The 21,071-nt window shown below is 38.8% G+C and carries 17 protein-coding genes and 1 pseudogene; 6 read left to right on the top strand and 12 right to left on the bottom strand.

The genetic code is table 11. The features are described from left to right. Window positions 1–59: 59 nt before the first annotated feature. Window positions 60–1,001: a substrate-binding domain-containing protein gene (locus AA0017_RS20405; protein ID WP_413377467.1), complete on the bottom strand. Its 942-nt coding sequence runs from the start codon at window positions 999–1,001 to the stop codon at window positions 60–62. A gap of 152 nt (window positions 1,002–1,153) precedes the next feature. Between AA0017_RS20405 and modA the strand changes: the two genes are divergently transcribed. The 4 genes from modA to AA0017_RS20385 all read left to right on the top strand — a co-directional run bounded on the left by modA (window position 1,154) and on the right by AA0017_RS20385 (window position 5,152). Further along, window positions 1,154–1,936 carry a molybdate ABC transporter substrate-binding protein gene (modA, locus tag AA0017_RS20400; RefSeq protein ID WP_413377465.1) on the top strand — a complete coding sequence of 261 codons (783 nt, stop codon included), beginning with the start codon at window positions 1,154–1,156 and terminating at the stop codon, window positions 1,934–1,936. 1 nt (window position 1,937) lies between these two features. Then, a complete protein-coding gene (gene modB / locus AA0017_RS20395) occupies window positions 1,938–2,597 on the top strand; it encodes a molybdate ABC transporter permease subunit (protein ID WP_413377463.1) in 660 nt (219 codons plus the stop codon). Between the two features lie 1,255 nt (window positions 2,598–3,852). After that, complete coding sequence (locus AA0017_RS20390; RefSeq protein WP_413377461.1) at window positions 3,853–4,608, top strand: class I SAM-dependent methyltransferase; 756 nt, start codon at window positions 3,853–3,855, stop codon at window positions 4,606–4,608. A 118-nt stretch (window positions 4,609–4,726) separates the two neighbouring features. Further along, window positions 4,727–5,152 carry a hypothetical protein gene (locus AA0017_RS20385; protein ID WP_413377459.1) on the top strand — a complete coding sequence of 142 codons (426 nt, stop codon included), beginning with the start codon at window positions 4,727–4,729 and terminating at the stop codon, window positions 5,150–5,152. 69 nt (window positions 5,153–5,221) lie between these two features. On the opposite strand, the gene proC is transcribed toward AA0017_RS20385, so the two are convergent. From proC to AA0017_RS20360, 5 genes and pseudogenes are all read right to left on the bottom strand, one after another. Beyond that, window positions 5,222–6,025 carry a pyrroline-5-carboxylate reductase gene (proC, locus tag AA0017_RS20380; RefSeq protein WP_413377457.1) on the bottom strand — a complete coding sequence of 268 codons (804 nt, stop codon included), beginning with the start codon at window positions 6,023–6,025 and terminating at the stop codon, window positions 5,222–5,224. Window positions 6,026–6,455: 430 nt separating this feature from the next. Then, the gene (rlmN, locus tag AA0017_RS20375; protein ID WP_413377456.1) at window positions 6,456–7,529 is read right to left on the bottom strand and encodes a 23S rRNA (adenine(2503)-C(2))-methyltransferase RlmN; all 1,074 of its coding nucleotides are present in this window, start codon (window positions 7,527–7,529) and stop codon (window positions 6,456–6,458) included. A 145-nt stretch (window positions 7,530–7,674) separates the two neighbouring features. Beyond that, the gene (locus tag AA0017_RS20370; protein ID WP_413377454.1) at window positions 7,675–8,790 is read right to left on the bottom strand and encodes a DHHW family protein; all 1,116 of its coding nucleotides are present in this window, start codon (window positions 8,788–8,790) and stop codon (window positions 7,675–7,677) included. An 11-nt stretch (window positions 8,791–8,801) separates the two neighbouring features. Then, a pseudogene (locus AA0017_RS20365) lies at window positions 8,802–10,226 on the bottom strand (MBOAT family O-acyltransferase). A gap of 107 nt (window positions 10,227–10,333) precedes the next feature. Next, complete coding sequence (locus AA0017_RS20360) at window positions 10,334–10,900, bottom strand: DUF4358 domain-containing protein (protein ID WP_413377452.1); 567 nt, start codon at window positions 10,898–10,900, stop codon at window positions 10,334–10,336. Window positions 10,901–11,249: 349 nt separating this feature from the next. On the opposite strand from AA0017_RS20360, the gene AA0017_RS20355 reads away from it, so the two are divergent. Both AA0017_RS20355 and AA0017_RS20350 read left to right on the top strand, forming a co-directional pair. Continuing rightward, window positions 11,250–12,656 (top strand): sodium/glutamate symporter, encoded by a 1,407-nt coding sequence (locus tag AA0017_RS20355; RefSeq protein ID WP_413377450.1) that lies wholly within the window; start codon window positions 11,250–11,252, stop codon window positions 12,654–12,656. A gap of 140 nt (window positions 12,657–12,796) precedes the next feature. Further along, on the top strand, window positions 12,797–14,833 hold the full coding sequence (locus AA0017_RS20350; RefSeq protein WP_413377448.1) for a catalase: 2,037 nt from the start codon (window positions 12,797–12,799) through the stop codon (window positions 14,831–14,833). A 466-nt stretch (window positions 14,834–15,299) separates the two neighbouring features. Here the strand turns inward: AA0017_RS20350 and AA0017_RS20345 are convergent, their stop codons facing one another. From AA0017_RS20345 to AA0017_RS20320, 6 genes are read right to left on the bottom strand one after another with little or no spacing between them, the layout of a single operon-like run. Next, on the bottom strand, window positions 15,300–16,148 hold the full coding sequence (locus tag AA0017_RS20345; protein WP_413377446.1) for an SDR family oxidoreductase: 849 nt from the start codon (window positions 16,146–16,148) through the stop codon (window positions 15,300–15,302). Further along, on the bottom strand, window positions 16,132–17,226 hold the full coding sequence (gene uxuA, locus AA0017_RS20340) for a mannonate dehydratase (protein WP_413377444.1): 1,095 nt from the start codon (window positions 17,224–17,226) through the stop codon (window positions 16,132–16,134). Before uxuA ends, AA0017_RS20345 begins: the two co-directional genes overlap by 17 nt. Window positions 17,227–17,249: 23 nt before the next feature. Next, complete coding sequence (locus tag AA0017_RS20335; protein WP_413377443.1) at window positions 17,250–18,266, bottom strand: zinc-binding alcohol dehydrogenase family protein; 1,017 nt, start codon at window positions 18,264–18,266, stop codon at window positions 17,250–17,252. A 13-nt stretch (window positions 18,267–18,279) separates the two neighbouring features. Continuing rightward, window positions 18,280–19,554 carry a TRAP transporter large permease gene (locus AA0017_RS20330; protein ID WP_413377441.1) on the bottom strand — a complete coding sequence of 425 codons (1,275 nt, stop codon included), beginning with the start codon at window positions 19,552–19,554 and terminating at the stop codon, window positions 18,280–18,282. Then, a complete protein-coding gene (locus AA0017_RS20325) occupies window positions 19,551–20,030 on the bottom strand; it encodes a TRAP transporter small permease (RefSeq protein WP_413377439.1) in 480 nt (159 codons plus the stop codon). The genes AA0017_RS20330 and AA0017_RS20325 overlap by 4 nt, the downstream gene beginning before the upstream one ends. Next, window positions 20,027–21,046, bottom strand: coding sequence for a TRAP transporter substrate-binding protein (locus AA0017_RS20320; RefSeq protein WP_413377437.1), 1,020 nt, complete (start codon window positions 21,044–21,046; stop codon window positions 20,027–20,029). The genes AA0017_RS20325 and AA0017_RS20320 overlap by 4 nt, the downstream gene beginning before the upstream one ends. Window positions 21,047–21,071 lie beyond the last annotated feature (25 nt).

The raw sequence follows: 21,071 nt of genomic DNA, 5'->3' as shown, positions 1-21,071 counted from the left end.
TATGTTTCCTCTCTCGTTCCTACTATATATAAATGAAAAAGGCTACGCATCGTTAGCCCTTAATCATTTGTTTCATATAAAATCATTCCGGTCTGTGCGGTATCATAATTTCCTAATGATGTAATTTCATCTTTAAAGCTCTGTTTTTTCATTATCGCCTTTACACGACTAATCAGTTCTTTATTTTCAGGTGTTTTTAATAAAACTAAATCGTATCTCTCTATAATGAGTGGAATAAAATCTAAATCAACCATTTTTGCGACTTTTTCGATACCAACCCCAACATCTGCCCTCCCTGCCGCAATTGCTGAAGCTACTCCTAAGTGACTCGATTCGACTTGTTGATAACCATTGACTAGACTTGGCGAGATATCATTTAACCTTAGCTGTTCTTCCAATAAAATTCTCGCACCTGAGCCAATTTCGCGATTGATAAAACGTAACTTCTGATTCTTTAAATCAAGCCAACCTTTGACCGAAAAAGGATTTCCCTTTTGTACCATTAACCCAGCTTTTCGCGATAAAAGGTTCAAAATGATATACGAATGACCGATTAAGACCTTGCGCACATATGGAAGATTATACTCGCCGCTATCCCCATCAAACATATGGAGACTGACGATGTCACAATCCCTTTTATACATATTCATTAACCCATTTAAACTACCTTCATTTGAACGTAAGGCCGTAAGATCTCCGTTTGTCTCCAACTGCTTACCGAGTATATCCAATACGACATCTTGACCACTAATTAAAATCTTCCTCTTAGCTGATTTCCCTTGATGGGCATACTCTTGCGTAGTTATAGGCATACTTTCGATGTTTCTTGGTGCTTTCTTTCCATTTATAAAAAGTTGCAAATCCTTTGATTGAATTCGCATTTGTCTACCAACTTTAAAAGAGGGTAATTTGCCTTTTTTAATTAAATCATAAACCGTTAGTTTCGAAACTTTTAATAAACCGGCCACTTCCTCAACTGTATATGAGATTTCTTGCTCCATCATTATCCCTCCTCATTCTATTGTAATCTTAAATAGGGGACGAGAAAACATTTGATTAAAATATATCTAGCTTTTCATAATTATATCTAGTTATAATAAGTTATAAATAAATATAATTAGTGATAAATCTAATTCATTTTTAGGAGGACATTATGAAAAAGTTTTTATCTATACCCTTGTTTTTATTACTTTCTTTTGTTTTATTTGCATGCTCAAATACAACTGAAGAAGTAGAAAAACCGACTGTCGAGCTAACGATATCAGCTGCGGCAAGCTTAAATGATGCTTTAAATGAGGTTCAAGAAATCTTTGAAGAAGAATATTCGCACATTGATCTCTTATTTAACTTCGGAAGCTCTGGTACGTTACAACAACAAATTCAACAAGGGGCACCTGCCGACCTTTTCTTTTCAGCAGCAGAGGATAAATTCGATGAATTAGTCGATGAAGGCTTAATTGATGAAGAAAATGGAATTGATTTAGTAGGAAATGAGATTGTTCTAGTCACTCCAAGTGAATTCCCTAATGATATTCAGACTTTTACCGACTTAGAAACAGCCGATACGATTTCAATTGGAACACCAGAATCGGTTCCGGCTGGACAATACGCTAAGGAAATGCTTGAAAATATCGACGTTTGGAATAGTATAGAAGAGAAGGTTGTCTATGCAAAGGACGTGAGACAAGTGTTAACATATGTTGAAACAGGTAATGTCGAAGCTGGGATTGTTTATCATACAGATGCTCTTATTTCAGATAAAGTCAATATCTTGGAAAAGGCAGAGGAAGGCACACATGCACCAATTATTTATCCTGTAGGCGTATTAAATAACAGCGCAAACCTAGAGGAAGCGTTGATTTTTTATGAATATTTACAATCAGAGAAAGCACTCGAAATCCTCGAAAGCTACGGATTTTCAAACTTAGTCCAATAAAATGACTGATTTTTGGACTCCAGTCAAGCTTTCACTAGGTGTTGCTTCTTTATCATTACTTATTGTGTTAATTTTAGGAATTACAGCGGCTAAGTTTATGGCTAATCGCACGTTTAAAGGAAAATCGGTCATCGATACCCTACTCTTATTGCCACTCGTATTACCTCCATCAGTCGTCGGATTTTTACTAATTGTCATCTTTGGTAGACATTCCTTTATCGGACAGATCGTTCAATTTATTACGGGACAACCGATCATTTTTACCGTGACAGCGGCTGTTATAGCAGCTACAGTTGTGGCGTTTCCACTTATGTACCAAGCCACACTCGCTGGCTTTGAAACGATCAATAAGGATATTGAAAATGCAGCCCGTGTTGATGGAGCTGGTGAACTAAAAGTCTTTAGTCTTATCACAATGCCTCTCGCTTCTAAAGCAATCATTTCTGGAGGCATTTTAAGCTTTGCAAGAGCCCTCGGGGAGTTTGGAGCAACACTCATGTTTGCCGGAAACCTCCCTGGACGGACACAAACGATTCCAACCGCCATTTATATGGCGATGGACAGCGGTAATATGACCTTAGCGTGGCAGTGGGTCATCGTCATCCTCTTGATTTCGTTTGGCATGTTGATGGTCGTTAATTTTTTGAAGAGGAAATATTAAATAATAGAAATACGTCGTTTAGGATATACGAGACTAGATGGCGTTTTTTTATTGTTTTTAAACGGCACTGTGGGCGAATAATAAGGAAAAGAAATCTAATTCTTGTCGTACGATGATTGGAAATGTTCTTATTACAGTATCCGAACGACATTGCAGAGAACAACTAATTGGGTAGATTAAACATGTAAAAATTATTACTCAACTTTCGCATCGAGAAAATCCGTTCAACTAGTTGACAGAGCGAAAGGGAAACTCTTAAACAAATGCCCTTGACACGTTTGAAAAGCGAGAACGTACTATCACACAAAACGGATAAACTGTGCAGTAAAAAAAAATATGCCCTCCGGCGGTCGCTACCAAAACCATACTCCGCGTCCTGCAGGAACCTGGCGAGCCTCCTCGGTACACCTGTGGGGTCTCGCTCCACGGTTTATTCCTGCGGGAGTCTCCGTATGGGTTTGTCCGCTAAGTGTCGTGGAGATGCTTGATGATATGGCCATTCTCAATCAGCTATTTCTAACGCAGAAGAACCTTCCTCTTAACTTTGTTGGTTATGGAACTAAATAGGGAGTTGCACCTATTTTTTCCTAAGTCTGCCGTCATGAAAAGACAGGATTCCAATCGAAACAAGCTCGATCATCTAGCTAACGTACAGAGCATCAACACTGATTTGTTTACAACTGGAACGGATTTAGTCATGGAAAGAGAAAAATCATTCTCAAGCTAATGTACGTTGAAGTCATGACTGTTTTTTTATTCAATGAGAAAACCGAACCTAGATTCGATTCCAGTATCTAGCGGACAAACAGACACGGAGACTCCCGCAGGAATAAACCGTCCAATGAGACCCCGCAAGCGTGAAACGCTGAGGAGGCTCATGAGGTTCCTGCAGGACGCGGAGTGTCTGTTTGGGAGCGACCGCCGGAGGGCCCAATTTTAGTGAACAGATTCCTTCAACAGCTACGAAGAGATGTGTTCAGACTGTCAACGATTGAATCGTCCATGTAAAGTCAATTTGAGTATTGTATCACCCTAAAGTCAATCCCTATCAACGTTTAAGAGTCAATCATACTCTGCGAAAGTTGAGTTATTACTAATTGAAAAATCAGTAAATAATGATATAATTTAACTATCATACATAGAAAGTGAGTGATTATATATGACAGTCTGCTCTTATTATCACACGAATGAATTAACTAAAGGGGAGAATTCAAAATAATATTGTGATTCTTCCATAATCGATTGGAGGAATAAAATGTTTAGTCATTATGGTCCACTTTGTACGGAGCTATACAATTTAACAAAGCCTGTTGGACACTCGATCTCAGGTGACATTGAGTTTTATTTTGAGAGACTGAGTGGAACGAAAGGACGGATTCTTGAAGCTGCTGTCGGTTCTGGTCGATTTTATATTCCTATGCTTGAGCAAGGTTTTTTAATCGAGGGCATCGATAACTCTCCAGATATGCTGAGCTCCTGCCAGAAGCAGTGTGAGGAAAGAGACCTTTCCCCTACATTATTTAAAGGTGATTTAAGTGACTTCGCTTTACCCAATAACTATGAGGTGATTGTCGTTCCCTCAGGATCTTTCTGTCTAATTGAAGATTACCAGGATTCTGTGAACGCTTTGGGTTGTTTTTACGACCATTTACAACCGGGCGGACGATTAATTATCGATTTGCTCTTGTTAGATGGGTGGAATCCGCTCGAAAATGAGGTCAAAACTTTCCCTATTTCTAATGATGAAGGGATACTGTTAGAGTCGCGTGCTAAAGAGATTGATTGGGTTAACCAATATCATGTGACATATTTAAAGTATGAAAAGTGGCTCAAAGGAAATTTAGTAGCTTCCGAATTACAAAGGTTTGCTGTGAGATGGTATGGCGTAAAAGAGTTTGAATTGCTTTTACAAAGAATAGGCTTTACGAACATTACGTACTCAGCTGATTATCATTTTAAGAAAGAAGCGACTACCTCAAGTTCTATCGTTACATTTGAAGCGATACGCTAATAGGATAGTTGCTGTAACTAAAAATAGGTCAAAATGAAAACAATAGTTATGAAACCTCAAGAGAATTTGCGACGTCTCACTTAAATAAAAAGCAAAACTCTTGGGGGCTAAAAATAATATGAAAAAAATGATGTTACTCGTTCTATCAATGGCCTTTATATTTGGACCTTTATTCGGTTGTCAATCAAACGAAAACAATAAATTAGCAGCTAATGAAATAGTGAAAGTTAGTCTCTCTACGTCAAATGGCTTCGGTCATGTCAATTCAGACTTTTTGGCTGAATTTAACGATGTCGAGACGATTGAGCTTTTCGCAAAAATCTTTTCAAATGCGGTTAAAGAGCCTGGCATCGTCAATATGGCAAAATCAGAGTTTGATGTGGAAGTTCTTTATACAAATGGGGATAAACAAGGGTACCATTTATGGGTAGGAGAACCTGGGCAACTCAGCTCCTTAATGGACATTACAGATACTCACACGATTTATACGATTTCAGAGGAAATGAGTCGGAAGTTAATGGAGTTCATAGAAGAATTAATTTAATGGGAACTTAACAAAACGGTCTTAGCTCTTTTTTTGAGAATAAGACCGTTTTTTATTTCTTATAACCGGTTATTTCCCCTCACCAAGCTTAGCCATATTGGCATGAATCGCTTGCATGACCGCTGAGCGGAATCCACTCTCCTCAAGAGCCGCTACCGACTGAATCGTCGTGCCTCCTGGTGAACAAACATCATCTTTAAGTTTAGCTGGATGCTCGCCTGTTTCTAAAACCATCTTCGCTGATCCAAGTACAGCTTGGGCCGCGATTGTATAAGCTTTTTCTCTTGGCATTCCATATAGAACAGCGGCATCTGCCAAAGCTTCTATGTACATATAAATAAAGGCTGGCGATGAGCCGCCAACTGCACTCGCCGTATCCATCAACGTTTCATTAATCACTTCTGCCTTTCCAAAACTTTCACATAAAGTAATGATAGCTTGCTTATCTTCCTCTGTCATTAATGCATTAAAACTCAGTGCTGTTAGTCCTTCTCCAACAAGCACAGGTGTATTTGGCATTGCTTTTGCCATTTTGACTTGCCGCTCAAATCGCTCTTCATTTGCAGCAATCGATTGTCCGCCTGCAATTAGGACAATAATCTGCTCCTCTTGAATATCCTCTTTTATTTCATCAATGACTGATGCATATTGATCAGGAGTGATTGAAAGAATGATAATGTCACACTTTTTAGCCACTTCAACATTCGACTCGGCGATTTGTATACCGTATGTTTCATGAAGTTCTACTAATTTTGTAATGGTCCGATTCGATGCAAATATATTAGCGGGATTAATGATTTTTGATTCAACTAGTCCACCAATCATTGCCTTAGCCATATTGCCACTGCCGATAAAACCAACTTTCTTATTCATAATAGCACCCCTTCTTTAATTCACTAAGCGAGTTCATTGTAATATAGGAAACATAGGAACTCAAATGCTACGTTTATTGGGGACGGGATGTGTTCGGTGTTAAGTCGCTGAAAAAGTCCTGTTAGTTAGAAATAGGTTTGGAGCATTTAGCTTACTCCAGCAGAGGCCATAACTGATCATTTAATGAAGCTCCTAATAGTTTGAGTTTCTTCCCCTTTATGGGTGAGAATGAGACTTTTTCCATGATGGAATTTTTCAGGTGATTCATCCAACAAAAGAATGAAATCCACTTTTTCAGTAGCCTTATTCATTTTTGGTGCCGTCACTTCGTCCAAATCCAAAATACATCATCCCAATGCATGTGTTGTTAAGCACCAAAAAGCCGTCTCAAAAGGTCTAATACCTTTGAGACGACTTCTATTTGAACTATTTAAGCTTTTACTTTTTCTTTTTTAATCTGCTTACTGCGCAGCTGACCACAGGCTGCATCGATATCAGTACCGTGCTCCAAACGAACTCCACAGTTGATGCCTTTTTTCTTTAATGTATCAAAGAAAATGCGGATGTCGTCGTTGTCACTACGTTGATATTGACCGTGCTCATCAACCGGATTGTAAGGAATTAAGTTCACATAAGTTAACTTTCGACGTGAAGTTCCGATTAGATTAGCTAGCTCTAAAGCATGCTCTTTCTGATCGTTAACTCCTTTTAATAAAATATATTCAAACGTAATCCGACGATTTGATTTTTCTAAATAATAATCGACCGAATCCATTAACTTCTCAATTGGGAAAGCTCTGTTCACTTTCATAATTTGCGTTCTTAGCTCGTTATTTGGAGCGTGTAAAGAAATCGCTAAGTTTACTTGTAATTTCAAATCAGCAAATTCATAAATTTTTGGTACGATTCCACTTGTCGAAACGGTAATATGACGAGCACCAATTGCCAATCCTTTTTGATCCTTCACAATTTCAAGGAAATCAACCATGTTTGTAAAGTTATCAAATGGTTCACCAATACCCATGACCACGATATGACTCACACGCTCATCATTATTACGTGTATCCAAGTGTAGTTGAACTTTCATAATCTGTTCCACAATTTCGCCACTTGTTAGGTCACGGCTTTTTCTTAACAAACCACTCGCACAGAAGCTGCAACCGATATTACATCCGACCTGTGTCGTAACACAAACCGATAATCCATACTTATGCTTCATTAATACCGTTTCAATCAAATTGCCATCTGCAAGCTTTAATAAAAACTTAATCGTGCCATCTTTTGATTCTTGCTGCAGATGAACGTTCATCGTTTCAAACGCAAAATTTTCTTCCAATAGCGCTAAACAATCTTTATTAACATTTGTCATTTCTGAAAAATCCGTTACACGTTTGCGGTAGAGCCAATCCCACACTTGCTGTGCTCTAAATTTCTTATGTCCACGTTCTAGTAACCACTCTGTTAACTGTTCAATCGTTAACCCATAAATGGACTGTTTTACCATGATATTACCCTCCGATACCACCTCAAAATGGACCTCATTCTAATTATAGGCTCGCCAATCTTTTGCCCTTTCAAACTTAGAATTCAAAGGATTTACTTTTCTACATTTCGATAATGGTCAAATTTTTTGATCACAAAAGCCCCAACTACTGTTTTAACCAGAGCAAGTTGGTGTCAATTGAGAAATTGGCATGATTATATAAAAACAAGACATCTGTGATATTTTGCTCTTTTACTACCTCATACATATTATCACGATAATAGCGTAAGTCAACCATATGAATTTCTTCAAAATGACTTGCAAGCAATGGAGCGATAACATGAGCATACGAATCCTTTATTAAAAGGAGCTTTCTCCCATTATTTACATCCGATTTTATTTTTACATATCGATGCTGACCATTTAGAAAAAGACCATACTGATCTCGTTTTTTTAAGTAATCCCATTCATAAAAGGAATGTTCTATTAAACCTGAGTCAGGATAATGAATTTGATAGCGTGGACCATCGATTAATTGAAAAATTTCAATTTTATCTGCTTGAATCCAACCGAGAGGAGCTTTTGTATCATATGTTCCATAAAATTGAGAAGAAACTTCCTCTATTTTGTAATCATGAATATCATGTGGTGTCAAATTCATTTCCTCGGCAATTTTTTGATAAGCATAAAAGGCCCCTCTCATCGTCCAATGATGATCGGTACGAAAATAAATCGATTCGTCTTTATGTTTCGCTAAGACCTCAAAACCATTAATGACATTCATTTCTCCTTCCAAATAAGCTTCAACATCCCTTTGTGCCGTTACCTGTGAATCATTGATAACAAAGCTTGGCAACAACTCTGGATACATTTCAATGGAAGTAGGGGCTAGAAATACATACGATTGTATCCCTTCTGCCTTTTGGGCGAAATAAGACAAATACTCAAGGTTTTTTTGAAATTGTTCAGAAGAATGAGCATACGCTTCCAATAAATACTGATTAGCCCCAAAATAAATTCCTTTGCTTTCTTTTTTATTTGTCCAGTACTCTACATTTGCCTGTGTGATCATCCACAAATCCTTCCAAATAAACTGATCCGTTACATATGTTTCGATCTCACTCGTAAATTGACCATCCACTAACCGAGTATAGGAAAATGACGGCTTTTGTGCTAAATAACGATTTTCTAATTCAGAAAAATGGCGACTTTCACTAAAAAGATTCCAAAGTAACAAACCCGATATAAACAATACGAATAAAGCAATTCGAACCCTTTCCATCTTCCACCTCCTTAAAATCGGAAATAAAGGAACGGATTAAACGATTCACTCACTAAATAAGCCGTTGATAAAAACAAAAGAAAAAATAAATAAAAAAGCGAAGCCGCTTCAATTAACCACTTTACCGACTGACGACTTTTAAAACGGCTCATTTTTTCTGAAATAAAGGTCCAAGTTGGGAGCGACGCTAATACCATAATGACCAATAAAACAAAGTGACGATAAAACTCATATATAAAGGCTTGATTCACAATGGAGTTTCCTAATAAACCAAACATTGCCTGTAAATAAAGAAAACCAAGTGAAAAGTCCTCAAATACGAACAACACCCACCCTATTAATATGAAAAAAATAAAGTAAAAATGCTGCAACGATTTTGGGGCTTTTTCTAAAATCTTTAACCATCCTGCTTTTTCTATTGCAATAAATACACCAAAATACAGTCCCCACAAAGCATAATTCCAACTCGCTCCATGCCAAATTCCGGTTAAACCCCAGACAATAAATAAATTACGATAGAGCCTCCATTTTCCGTTTTGACTACCTCCAAGTGGGATGTAGACGTAATCTCGAAACCAGGCACCAAGTGTCATATGCCATCTACGCCAAAATTCAGAAATGCTCCTAGCAACATACGGGTAATGAAAGTTTTTCGGGAAATCAAAGCCAAACATTTTCCCAAGACCTATCGCCATATCGGAATAACCACTAAAATCAAAATAAATTTAAAAAGCGAAGGCGATGATCCCAAGCCATGCTAATAAAATCGATAGCTCTGAAGGGTCCTGTGCCGCCACCTCACTCCAAAGTAAACCAATATTGTTAGCAAGTAATACCTTTTTGGCGAGCCCAATGATAAACAATTGAACTCCTTCCGAAAATTGAGTTGCTTGAAACTTTCTCTCAGTCAACTGTAAAGCAATCATTTTATAACGGACAATCGGCCCTGCAATGAGTTGTGGAAATAAACAAACATATAATGCAAGAGTGAGAGGGTTTCTTTGAGCAGAAACACGACCTCTATAGACATCAATCGTATAGGACATCGTCCGAAAAGTATAAAACGATAAACCTATAGGTAAAGGAAGTTCAAGCAAGGCGATTTGTATGCCAAATAGACCGTTGACTGTCTCGATTAAAAAGTCCCCATATTTAAAAAAGGATAAAATCAGAACATTAATCATAATAGAAGAAATTAGTCCGAACTTAGCCTTCTTCTTATTATTATCTCGGTATCGTTCAATCCAAAGCCCATGCCAGTAATCAACAAAAGCAGAAAAAAGCATTAAGAAAATATAAATCGGTTCACCCCAAGCGTAAAAAATTAAGCTTACGACTAATAAAATGGCATTTTTCCCTTTTCGTGGGCACAAATAATAGAGTGCCAATGCGATAGGAAGAAAATAAAACAAAAAGGTTAAGCTACTAAAAACCATTGGATCACCCCATACTATTCCCGTGTATGTACAGTCTCCTGCACAATAAAACAATCCCCTTTAAAACAGAAAAAGGCACATGCAGTATGCACCTTTTCTCCCCTTTTTTATAAATGTTCCTCGAAGATCGCTTCTAATTTTTCTGCATCATCATATGTGACATAAAGAATAAACAAACCTTCTACTTTGATAATATTATTTTTCACCTTTTCGTATTGGTCTGGTAAATAAGACTCCCAGATTCGATGTTGATTTTCGAGTTCTCGCTCTAAACCTTCCTGTAAAGCGGCAACTTCTGTTTCATCTGCTGCCTCTAATAAAATAATTTGATCCGAATTCACATTCATTGCCGCTTGGAGCACGTAACCATTCGCTAATTGAGAAGCATCGATGTTCATATTTTCAAGTAACATTTCTACAAGCGGGTCCTCTGTTGCCATTTCATCCGTTAAGTTAGTCTCCATATACATTTGCAGTTGACCATCTACATAAACACCTTCCCCTAAACCAGCCTCCTGTAAATCCTCGGCAATCTGGTCTTTAATGCTTGAAAAGATATCTTCTAATGAGGCTTCTCCCGACTGGTTGTCTCCTCCATCATTATCTCCACTGTTACAACCAATTAAAGTAAAAACAAGTAGAGCCATTGTTAATAAGCGTAAAAAATTTTTCATGATGTCCTCCCTTTGCTCACTTTCATTCATTTATATAACTATTTAACGCCTACAAAATGAAGCGGGTTTCAAAAAATGAGCTTATTTTTTTGTCCTTTTCAAACCATCGCTATACTTCCTCAAGTGCCTAGCGATTCTCCCGACTTGCAGCAAAAAAAGAAACGGAGGACAACTGTTCTTTAGAATAAATTTTGCTCATCTAGCTTATTCCGCCAGCTGCATACCCTACACGTTCCGAGGGTGAGTCGGGAGAATCCTCACCGCACGTTCAAGAACCACCATGAACGATTGTTTTAAATTTGACCTTGTCGGTAATAGGTTAAGGGTAACGTTAAAAAGGAGGTTCTAAATGTCAGCAGAAGTCATTGGTTTTAGTTTTATCATTCTTGGTATTTTACTACTGATCGGTAAATGGATTCGAATATCTACCCCTTTTTTACAAACTGTTTTTATCCCAAGTTCTGTATTAGCTGGATTAATAGGATTGTTATTAGGTCCTGAAGTTCTGGGATTATTAAATATCGACTATTTGGAAGAAGGAGGGCTTTTTCCAGAAGAGATGTTAACAGTCTGGGAGGCCTTACCTGAGTTATTAATTAGTGTCATCTTTGCCTCATTATTTATCGGTAGCACGATTCCATCGCTTAAAAGAATGTGGGAAATATCCGGTCCTCAAATTACCTTTTCTCATTTTCTTTCTTGGGGGCAATATGTGATCGGTGCAGCTCTTGCCCTTTTTATTTTAGTTCCGATTTTTGATATGAACCCTGCTGCAGGAGCTTTATTGGAAATAAGCTTTGTCGGTGGACATGGTACTGCGGCTGGACTTTCAGGTACGTTTTCTGCGGTTGATTTTGAGGAAGGTCGAGATCTTGCTGTTGGTTTAGCCACAGTTGGTGTCCTTTCAGGTGTTTTTATTGGGATGATTTTGATTAATTGGGCTGCTCGAAAAGGAAAAACAGAAATTCTAAAAAGTCCTGAAGATATTTCAGAAGAGCAAAAGAAAGGTTTATTGAAAAAGGAAGAACAAAGTGAGGCCCCTGCCGGTCAAAAAACGACTAGATCAGAAGTCATCGAGACGTTCACTGTTCACTTTGCTTATATCGGTATCGCGATCGCAATCGGATACTTGCTGCTAGAGGGGTTTATCTTAGTTGAAGAAGCTTTATGGTCAGATTCCATTGAACTATTTGTCAACATGCCGTTATTTCCACTAGCGATGGTTGGAGCAGTCATTGTTCAGGTCACTTTAGATAAAGTGACAAAACGTCCCATTTTAGATCGAGGTTTAATTAATCGCATTCAAGGATTTGCCCTTGATTTATTAATCGTTTCTGCCATCGCTACTTTATCACTGACAGTGCTTGGTGATTATCTCCTTCCGTTTATCCTGATGTCAATTGTCGCTATCACTTGGACGGTTTTATGTTTTCTATTTGTCGCACCAAAAATAATGCCTGATTACTGGTTCGAACGAAGCATTGGTGATCTTGGACAAGGTCTTGGTTTGAGCGCAGCCGGATTACTTCTTATTAATCTTGCTGATCCTGAAAATAAATCACCTGCCAAGGAAGGCTTTAGTTATAAACAACTTCTCCTCGATATTTTTGTTGGAGGTGGAATTGTGACAGCCGCATCCATTCCGTTAATTATCGCCATAGGCCCTGAGCTATTTCTAACCATTGCTTTTGTTATCATGCTTGGCTGGCTGTTGCTTGGATTACTCTATTTTGGTAAAAAGAAAACGAAAGGTTAGAGCTCATCAATTATGTAAAAAGGTCAAGTTATCTCGCCCAATAGTTTATTTTCACTTTTGCTCGGGAAGAGAGTGTTTAAGTAATTTCAATCACTCAAGCTCAAATATTTTTTCTTAACTTAATCTGAAGGAGGAAAAACATGAAAAGCAAACGAGATCAAAAGGATGAACAGTTAGAATCCTATCGAGTGCGAGATAGCGGTCAACATATGACTACGAATCAAGGGTTAAAAGTTTCTGAAGATGAATTCTCGCTAAAGGCTGGTGAACGTGGACCCACTCTCATGGAAGATTTTCACTTCCGAGAAAAGATGACCCACTTTGATCATGAACGAATTCCAGAAAGAATCGTTCATGCCCGTGGCTTTAGTGCCCATGGTGAGTTTGAAGTCTATGAATCTATGAAACGTTATACAAAGGCTAAATTCTTACAAGATCCTCATACAAAAACCCCTGTATTTGTACGTTTTTCTACAGTTGCGGGCTCAAAAGGTTCAGGTGAACTCGCTCGTGATGCCAGAGGGTTTGCGACCAAATTTTATACAGAGGAAGGCAACTATGATTTAGTCGGAAATAACATCCCCGTCTTTTTTATCCAAGACGCGATGAAGTTTCCCGATTTGATTCATGCGGTTAAACCTGAACCCCATAATGAAATCCCACAAGCCGCCTCTGCTCACGATACGTTTTGGGACTTTGTCGCAAACAACCAAGAAACAGCCCATATGGTGATGTGGACAATGTCCGACCGAGCGATACCGAGAAGCTATCGAATGATGGAAGGTTTTGGTGTTCACACATTTCGTTTAATCAATGAAGAAGGACAAGCTCACTTTGTTAAATTTCATTGGAAGCCTATACTAGGTGTTCACTCGGTTGTATGGGATGAAGCCCAGAAAATAAACGGAAAAGATCCGGATTTTCACCGAGCTGATTTGTATCAAGCCATTGAGGAGGGAGACTACCCTGAATATGAATTAGGAGTACAAATCATTAGCGAAAAAGACGAGTTTATTTTTGATTTTGATATTTTAGACCCGACCAAACTTTGGCCAGAAGAAGACGTGCCCGTTAAAATCATTGGAAAAATGACGCTAAACCGTAATGTCGATAATGTGTTTGCTGAATCAGAACAAGTAGCTTTCCACCCTGGTCATGTTGTATCTGGTATTGATTTCACCAATGATCCGCTGTTACAAGGGAGGTTATTTTCTTACACAGATACTCAATTAATTCGATTAGGGGGACCAAACTTTCATGAATTACCGATTAACCGTCCTATCTGTCCATTTGCTAATAATCAACGGGATGGTTACGGCAGGCAGACGATAAATGTTGGCCAAGTGAGTTATCATAAAAATTCCCTTGCCGATAATACCCCTGCGCCAGCTGCACCTAAAGACGGTGGCTATGCTCATTACGAAGAAAAAGTAGATGGGCAGAAAGTACGGAAGAGGAGTGAGAGCTTCAAAGATCACTTTTCCCAAGCAACCCTTTTTTGGAATAGCATGAGTGCACCTGAGAAAAATCATATCATTGAAGCCTTTAGCTTTGAGCTAGGAAAATTAACAAACAAAGATATCCAACAACAAGTTCTCGATATGTTTGCACATGTTAATTTAAGTATGGTTCAAAAAATTGCTGCTAATATTGGAATCACACCTCCTTCAAAAGGTGGATCCAACTATACAAAATCTTCAGCGGCTCTCAGTCAAAAAAATACCATTAAAAAAGCTCATTCACGAAAAGTCGCCATTCTTTTAGGGCAACAGTTTAATGGCAAAGAAGTCCAAGAGATTAAAGAAAAATTAAAAGAACAAGGTGTAACAGGAGAAATTATCGCCGAATCATTAGGAGTATTTAAAGGCGATGACAATGAGGAATTAGAAGCCGAACACTCTTTCTTAACGACTGATTCTGTTTTATTTGATGCCGTATATGTAGCCAGTAGTAGTGCCGAAAATCGCTCATTCCATTTGAAAGCCACTTACTTTATTAAGGAGGCATTTACCCACTTTAAACCAATCGGAGCTACGGCATTAGGAAAGACTTTACTTGAAGACTTAAACATAAAAAATTCCGATGGAGTGATTATCCAAAACGAAGTAGAACCTTTCATCTCAGAATTTACAAAGGCACTTGCCCAGCATCGCTTTTGGGAGCGTGACGTGGGTTAATGGAGAAGTTTTGACTCTATTAAATGCTCATAACTACACATAAAAAGAAGCTGTCCCAGGGGGTTCAGCTTCTTTTTCTCTCTGATGAAGAACTGTAAGTAGAGGCACCAATCACTGGTTTTTCGAACAATAATGGACGCATTTTGTGGTTTTCATTACCTATTCTCTTTTATTCGTACCCTAATTTCCGCATCTCTAGGCTTTCATTACCTATTCCATCTTATTCGCACCCTAATCTCCGCATCACATGATTTTCATTACCTATTCCACCTTACTCGCACCCTAACCCTCTCATCACATGATTTTCATTACCTATTCCACCTTACTCGCACCCTAACCCTCGCATCAAGTGACTTTCATTACGTATTCTCTTTTTTCACCAAAAAAAATAACCTCACGCCGTTTTGACACGAGGTTATTATTAATTAGAGGCCATTTGAGACGTCCCTATCATTCTAAGTCTCTCTTAAACACCTGAATACGCCATAAATCCACCATCAACAGGAACGGTAATACCCGTAACAAAACCAGAACTTTCCTTATCAGCAAGCCAAAGCAATGTACCCAGCAAATCTTCTGGAACACCGAATCGACCTTGAGGAGTGTGGGTAATAATTTTATTCGCACGCTCTGTTAAGCTGCCGTCTTCATTCGTAAGTAGGTGACGATTTTGTTCCGTTAAGAAAAATCCTGGTGCGATCGCGTTCACTCGAATTCCAGCCTCAGCAAAATGAACCGCCAACCATTGTGTAAAGTTATCAATCCCTGCTTTAGCAGCACTATATGCAGGAACTTTGGTCATTGGCGAAGGGGCACTCATGGAAGAAAGGTTAATAACAGCAGCCCCTTTTTGATTAAGCATTTGTTTGGCAAAGATTTGTGTTGGGATAACCGTCCCGAGAAGATTAAGTTTAAAAACGGAATCAAAACCGGCAATCGTTAAATCAAAAAAACTTTTAATCTCACTATTTTCAAGGTCTCCAACACTATATGTTTCCGTCTGTGTAATAGCGTCTGTGTGATTACCACCCGCACCATTTATCAACAGGTTACACGGTCCAAGCTCTTTAAGGACCACTTCACTTGCAGCCAACACACTTTCTTCTTTTAAAACGTCGCAAGAAATAGAAATCGCGGTTCCCCCTACTGATTCGATTTCTGCAGCCACTTCTTGCCCTTTCTCCTTATTACGGTTTAAGATCGCTATTTTCATACCCTGGTGAGCAAGCTCCTTAGCCATTGCCTGACAAAGTACACCACTTCCCCCTGTAACAACAGCAACCTTACCAGCAAGAGATTTATGAATCGGAAGCATTGTCATCTCCCCCTTTTTTCACTAATTCATAAGCGTCCCAAAGCCCCCATAAATGCATAATCCCAAGGGCACGATCATATAACCCATAACCAGGTCGGCATTCCTCATTCCAGATATGACGCCCATGATCGGGACGTACATAACCTGTAAAGTCATTCTCATGATAGGCCTTTACAACATCAGCAATATCGACTGAGCCATCTTGCGTACGGTGAGATGTTTCAATGAAATCTCCATTTTCATACACTTTTACATTACGAATGTGGGCAAATGGGATTCGGTCAGAAAAACGACGAATAATACGAGCAATATTATTCTTTGGATTAGCACCAAGCGAACCACTGCACAACGTAATACCATGTGATGGACTATCCGATATAGATAAGAATTTCTCAACTGCTGCTTCACTCGTAATGATTCTTGGCAAGTTAAACACAGACCAAGGTGGATCATCCGGATGAATCGCTAGTTTAATATCATGCTGTTCTGCAACTGGAAGCACTTGTTCTAAGAAGTATTGCAAGTTTGCCCAAAGGTCATCCTCACTCACATTTTTATAGGCTGTAAAAGAGTGCTCAATATCTTTTAGTCGTTCTGGTTCCCAACCTGGCATTGTATATTGGGAGGGATTATTCGTTGTTTGTTTGATAAGCTCTTGCGGATCCATTGAATCTACTTTTGCCTTTTCATAAAATAAAGCTGTTGATCCATCTTCCATCTCTTTGAATAAATCTGTACGTGTCCAATCGAAAATGGGCATAAAATTATAGCAAATCACTTTTGCTCCAACTTCAGCGACATTACGAATACTTGCTTTGTAGTTTTCAATGTACTGATCGCGTGTCGGTAAGCCTAGTTTAATGTCTTCATGAACATTAATGCTTTCGACTACATCAAGATGAAATCCGTAGGCATCAGCCTTTTCCTTTAAAGCAAGAATCTCATCAAGTGGCCATACTTCTCCGGCAACACGATCATGCAGTGCCCAGACTAAGCCTTCTACTCCTGGAATTTGCTTAATCTGTTCTAATGTAACTGAGTCGTTGTTCTCTCCATACCACCTAAATGTCATACGCATAGCTATTCACGTCCTTTTTTAATTTAAAAAGTTAAAACGATTTTTCTTACTTCTTCAGGATGCTTTTCTAATAACTCAATCGCTTCTTTTATTTCTGTATAAGCGAATTGATGGGAAATCACAGCACTCGGATCTATTCTTTTATGATTCACTTGCTCAATCACACCTGGAAATTGATTTGTCTGTAACCTTGAACCGACCACCGTTAATTCCTTCTTTGTCAAAGCAAGAGATGGAATGTTTGATGGGCTTTCATTAAACCCTAAAGTCACAACAGTCCCAGCTGTTGAAGCAAGAGTCACAGCCTGCTCAAACGTTGCAGCGGTCCCTACCGCATCAATCACAACATTGATCAATTCCCCATTTGTCTTTTCCGTAATTACTTTTTCAACATCCTCTTGACCAGGATGAATAAGATAATCGGCTCCAATTGATTTAGCATAGTCGAGGCGGTTATCGTTAAAGTCCGAAATAAAAACAGTCGCTCCTTTTTGTTTCGCCATGATAAGACATGCGATTCCAGTTGGACCTGCACCCATAATAAAAACGGTATCACTAGATTGAACATTCCCACGAAACATTGCCTGTGCCCCAATTGTCATTGGTTCAGCAAGGGCTGCTGCTTCAAACGAAACATACTCTTCGACTTTATGCCACTTCTTTTCCTTCGCTACTATCCACTCTCTCATTCCCCCATCACGATGCACACCAAATACTTCAAGGCTTGTACAAACATTTGGACGACCTTTCCGACAAGCATAACAAGTTCCACAATAAGAAATCGGTTCAAGAGCGACTCGATCTCCAGGCTGCAAATGGGACACCGCTGACCCTACTTCTTCCACTATTCCCGCTACTTCATGACCAATCACTCTTGGGTAAGTCGTAAAAGGATTACTTCCATGATAAATATGCATATCTGACCCACAAATTCCTACTGCTTTCACCTTTACAAGAACATCATCATCCTCTTTAATATTCTGCTTTTCCATTTCGACAATATTCAATATTTTGGGTTCTATTACTTGAATGGCCCGCATTTACACTCACTCCTTATTCAAATAAACTTGGCAGATATAACGACAAAGCCGGGATATAAGCTACTAAAATTAGAACAAGCAATGCGACGCCCAAAAATGGAACTAGCTCCTTGACTGTTTTCCCAATTGGAACTTTAGCAAAGCTTGAAGCAACGAATAGGCATACACCTACTGGTGGCGTTGACAATCCAATCATAAGTGTAAGTACCATCACAACTCCAAAATGGACTGGATCCATCCCAGCACTTGTGGCAACAGGTAGAAGAACAGGGAATAAGATGACTAATGCCGCAATCGTCTCCATAAACATACCTACAACTAACAGAAGAATAATGAGTAGAAAGATAATAAAAATTGGATTATCTGTAATGGACAATATGCCGTCTGCAATCAGTAATGGGACACCTTCACGAACAAGGATCCAACCAAACAAATTTGCAAACCCAACAAGCAATAAGATCGATGCCGTTGAACTAATCGTATTAACAAGTAAAGAAGGAATTTCCCTTGGATTAAGTTCACGGTAAACAAAACCGCCAACAATAAGTGCATAAATCACACAAACAACGGCTGCTTCTGTTGGAGTGAAATAGCCACCAAGAATTCCCCAAAGAATAATCACAACCATGAGGAGTGCCCAAAATGCTCCGAAAAAAGATTTTGTCACAGTAGAAATGGGTTGACGTTCCCCTTTAGGATAATTTCGTTTAACCGAGATCACATATGTAATGATCAGAAAGCCAATGGCAAGCAATATCCCCGGAATCGCACCAGCTAAAAATAAATCACCGATTGAAACGCTTGCAAGTGTTCCGATAATGATCATCGGTAAAGAAGGCGGAAGCATCGGTCCAACTGTTGAAGAAATGGAAGTAACTGCAGCTGAGAAACCGGAACCATACCCTTCTTTTTTCATCGCTGGGATCATAACAGAACCAATGCTCGCCGTATCAGATAATGCCGTCCCGGAAATACCAGCAAAACCAAGGGAAGAAGTTACATTCGTTAAGGCTAAACCTCCTCGAATATGACCAACGCACGCTTTAGCGAAGTCAATAATTCGTGTTGTTATTCCACCAGCGTTCATTAAATTTCCAGCAAGAATAAATGCTGGAATAGCTAGAAGTACAAAAGAATTAATACCCGCAAACATTGCCTGCGGAATAATAGTCATTGGAATCCCTGCTACAATTAAATACAAAAGCGAAGCAAGCCCTAAACTAAAAGCAATCGGTATTCCAATCAAAATAAACAATAAAAATGAACCTACTAGTAATAAAGACATCACAGCTCTTCACCTTCTAACTTCACGTTTTTAAAACGGTCAATTATATAAATAATGGAATAAACCATGATAAGTACAGCAAGGATAGGAACTGCAACATATACATAGCTCATTTGCATACCAAGAGTTGGCGAAATAAAATCAAGTCCAAGCTTATAGAAGTTAAGTCCTTCTATAAATAGCACAATTCCAAACAGAAAAATGATTGATGAAATGAAGATTTCATAATTACGTCTACCTTTTTCAGGGAGTAGCATAATCAACATATCAACACGAATAAACTCATTTTTACGAATCGCAAGTGGTGCAGCAACCGTTATGGAATAGACAAATAAATAACGAGAAAGCTCTTCTGTCCAAATCGGATTATAAGGTAAATACCGACAAATAATTTGAAGAACTACTACTAACAAAAGTGAGGTAAATATAATGATAGTTATATAGGATAGCCATTTATCAAGTATAGTAGCTACTTTCATTCCTTTTCCTCCTCACTTTCTTCCCCATCTGCAACGATTTCTAGGTAAAGTTCATATTGCTCTTCCCCAAGACTTTTCTCTAATGCTGGGAGCATCGCTTCACGGAAAGCTTCTTGATCAACATCTTCATTGAATTCCATCCCTCTTGATTGTAGACGTTCATTTACTTTTTCAGCGTCACTTTCAAGAAGCTCACGAGCAAATAATTCAGCCTCTTCTGCTGCCTCCAACACCGCCTGTCTCTGACTTTCTGGTAATGCGGCTAACTGTTCATTGCCGACAACAACATAAATCCATGAGCGAACATGTTCGGTTACATTTAAGTAATTCTGAACCTCATAAAATCCATTGCTGTCAATGAGATCATTTGGATTTTCCTGGCCATCAATTACACCTTGCTGCAGTCCTGTAAATACTTCATTTAAGCTAATCACTTGAGGGTTTGCACCGGCCGCTGCCCATGTATCTAGGAATAATGGTACATTAGGCACCCGCATACTGAACCCTCGGAGATCCTCTGGTGTCGAAATTGGATAATTAGACGTTACATTTCGCGGTGCTCGCTCCATGTAAAAAAGAGGAGTCAGGCCAACATCATCGATGATATCTTGCTTAATCTTTTTCCCTATTTCACCTTCAATCACGCGACGCATATGATGCTCATCTTGAAATGCATATGGAACCGCTAACAAAATAGCGTTAGGTGTCCACACTTCAAGTGTTTCACCGGTAATCGTTAAATCTGTTGCTCCAAACTTAATCGAATTAATACTATCAACTTCATTTCCTAACTGGCTATTCGGATAGATATCAATAATGACTTGATCATCCGTCTTTTCAGCGACAAGTCTAGCAAACTCCTCTGCAGCTTGATGCCATAAATGACTACTATCAGAAATATGCGTCATTTTCCAATAGGTAACATTGTCGTCTTCTCCATCAGAATACGTAGACTGTGAACAACCAACAAGCAATAAAGCACTGATTAATGCAAATATTCCAATTACTCTTTTCATTACTTCCTCCTCACTCCCCCATGAA

Origin of the sequence: Alkalihalobacillus phoenicis (assembly GCF_047302405.1) — a bacterium.
Classification (GTDB): Bacteria; Bacillota; Bacilli; order Bacillales; family Bacillaceae_D; genus Alkalihalobacillus.
This window is presented reverse-complemented; position numbering and strand designations above follow the sequence as displayed.

What these genes read in the sequence shown, in the direction of transcription:
- AA0017_RS20325 (WP_413377439.1), bottom strand. Translation starts at nt 20,030, where the DNA reads ATGAAAGTAGCTACTATACTTGATAAATGGCTATCCTATATAACTATC.
- AA0017_RS20390 (WP_413377461.1), top strand. Translation starts at nt 3,853, where the DNA reads ATGTTTAGTCATTATGGTCCACTTTGTACGGAGCTATACAATTTAACA.
- proC (WP_413377457.1), bottom strand. Translation starts at nt 6,025, where the DNA reads ATGAATAAGAAAGTTGGTTTTATCGGCAGTGGCAATATGGCTAAGGCA.
- AA0017_RS20355 (WP_413377450.1), top strand. Translation starts at nt 11,250, where the DNA reads ATGTCAGCAGAAGTCATTGGTTTTAGTTTTATCATTCTTGGTATTTTA.
- AA0017_RS20385 (WP_413377459.1), top strand. Translation starts at nt 4,727, where the DNA reads ATGAAAAAAATGATGTTACTCGTTCTATCAATGGCCTTTATATTTGGA.
- AA0017_RS20360 (WP_413377452.1), bottom strand. Translation starts at nt 10,900, where the DNA reads ATGAAAAATTTTTTACGCTTATTAACAATGGCTCTACTTGTTTTTACT.
- AA0017_RS20350 (WP_413377448.1), top strand. Translation starts at nt 12,797, where the DNA reads ATGAAAAGCAAACGAGATCAAAAGGATGAACAGTTAGAATCCTATCGA.
- modB (WP_413377463.1), top strand. Translation starts at nt 1,938, where the DNA reads ATGACTGATTTTTGGACTCCAGTCAAGCTTTCACTAGGTGTTGCTTCT.
- AA0017_RS20345 (WP_413377446.1), bottom strand. Translation starts at nt 16,148, where the DNA reads ATGCTTCCGATTCATAAATCTCTTGCTGGTAAGGTTGCTGTTGTTACA.
- AA0017_RS20370 (WP_413377454.1), bottom strand. Translation starts at nt 8,790, where the DNA reads ATGGAAAGGGTTCGAATTGCTTTATTCGTATTGTTTATATCGGGTTTG.
- modA (WP_413377465.1), top strand. Translation starts at nt 1,154, where the DNA reads ATGAAAAAGTTTTTATCTATACCCTTGTTTTTATTACTTTCTTTTGTT.
- rlmN (WP_413377456.1), bottom strand. Translation starts at nt 7,529, where the DNA reads ATGGTAAAACAGTCCATTTATGGGTTAACGATTGAACAGTTAACAGAG.
- AA0017_RS20405 (WP_413377467.1), bottom strand. Translation starts at nt 1,001, where the DNA reads ATGGAGCAAGAAATCTCATATACAGTTGAGGAAGTGGCCGGTTTATTA.
- AA0017_RS20320 (WP_413377437.1), bottom strand. Translation starts at nt 21,046, where the DNA reads ATGAAAAGAGTAATTGGAATATTTGCATTAATCAGTGCTTTATTGCTT.
- AA0017_RS20335 (WP_413377443.1), bottom strand. Translation starts at nt 18,266, where the DNA reads ATGCGGGCCATTCAAGTAATAGAACCCAAAATATTGAATATTGTCGAA.
- uxuA (WP_413377444.1), bottom strand. Translation starts at nt 17,226, where the DNA reads ATGCGTATGACATTTAGGTGGTATGGAGAGAACAACGACTCAGTTACA.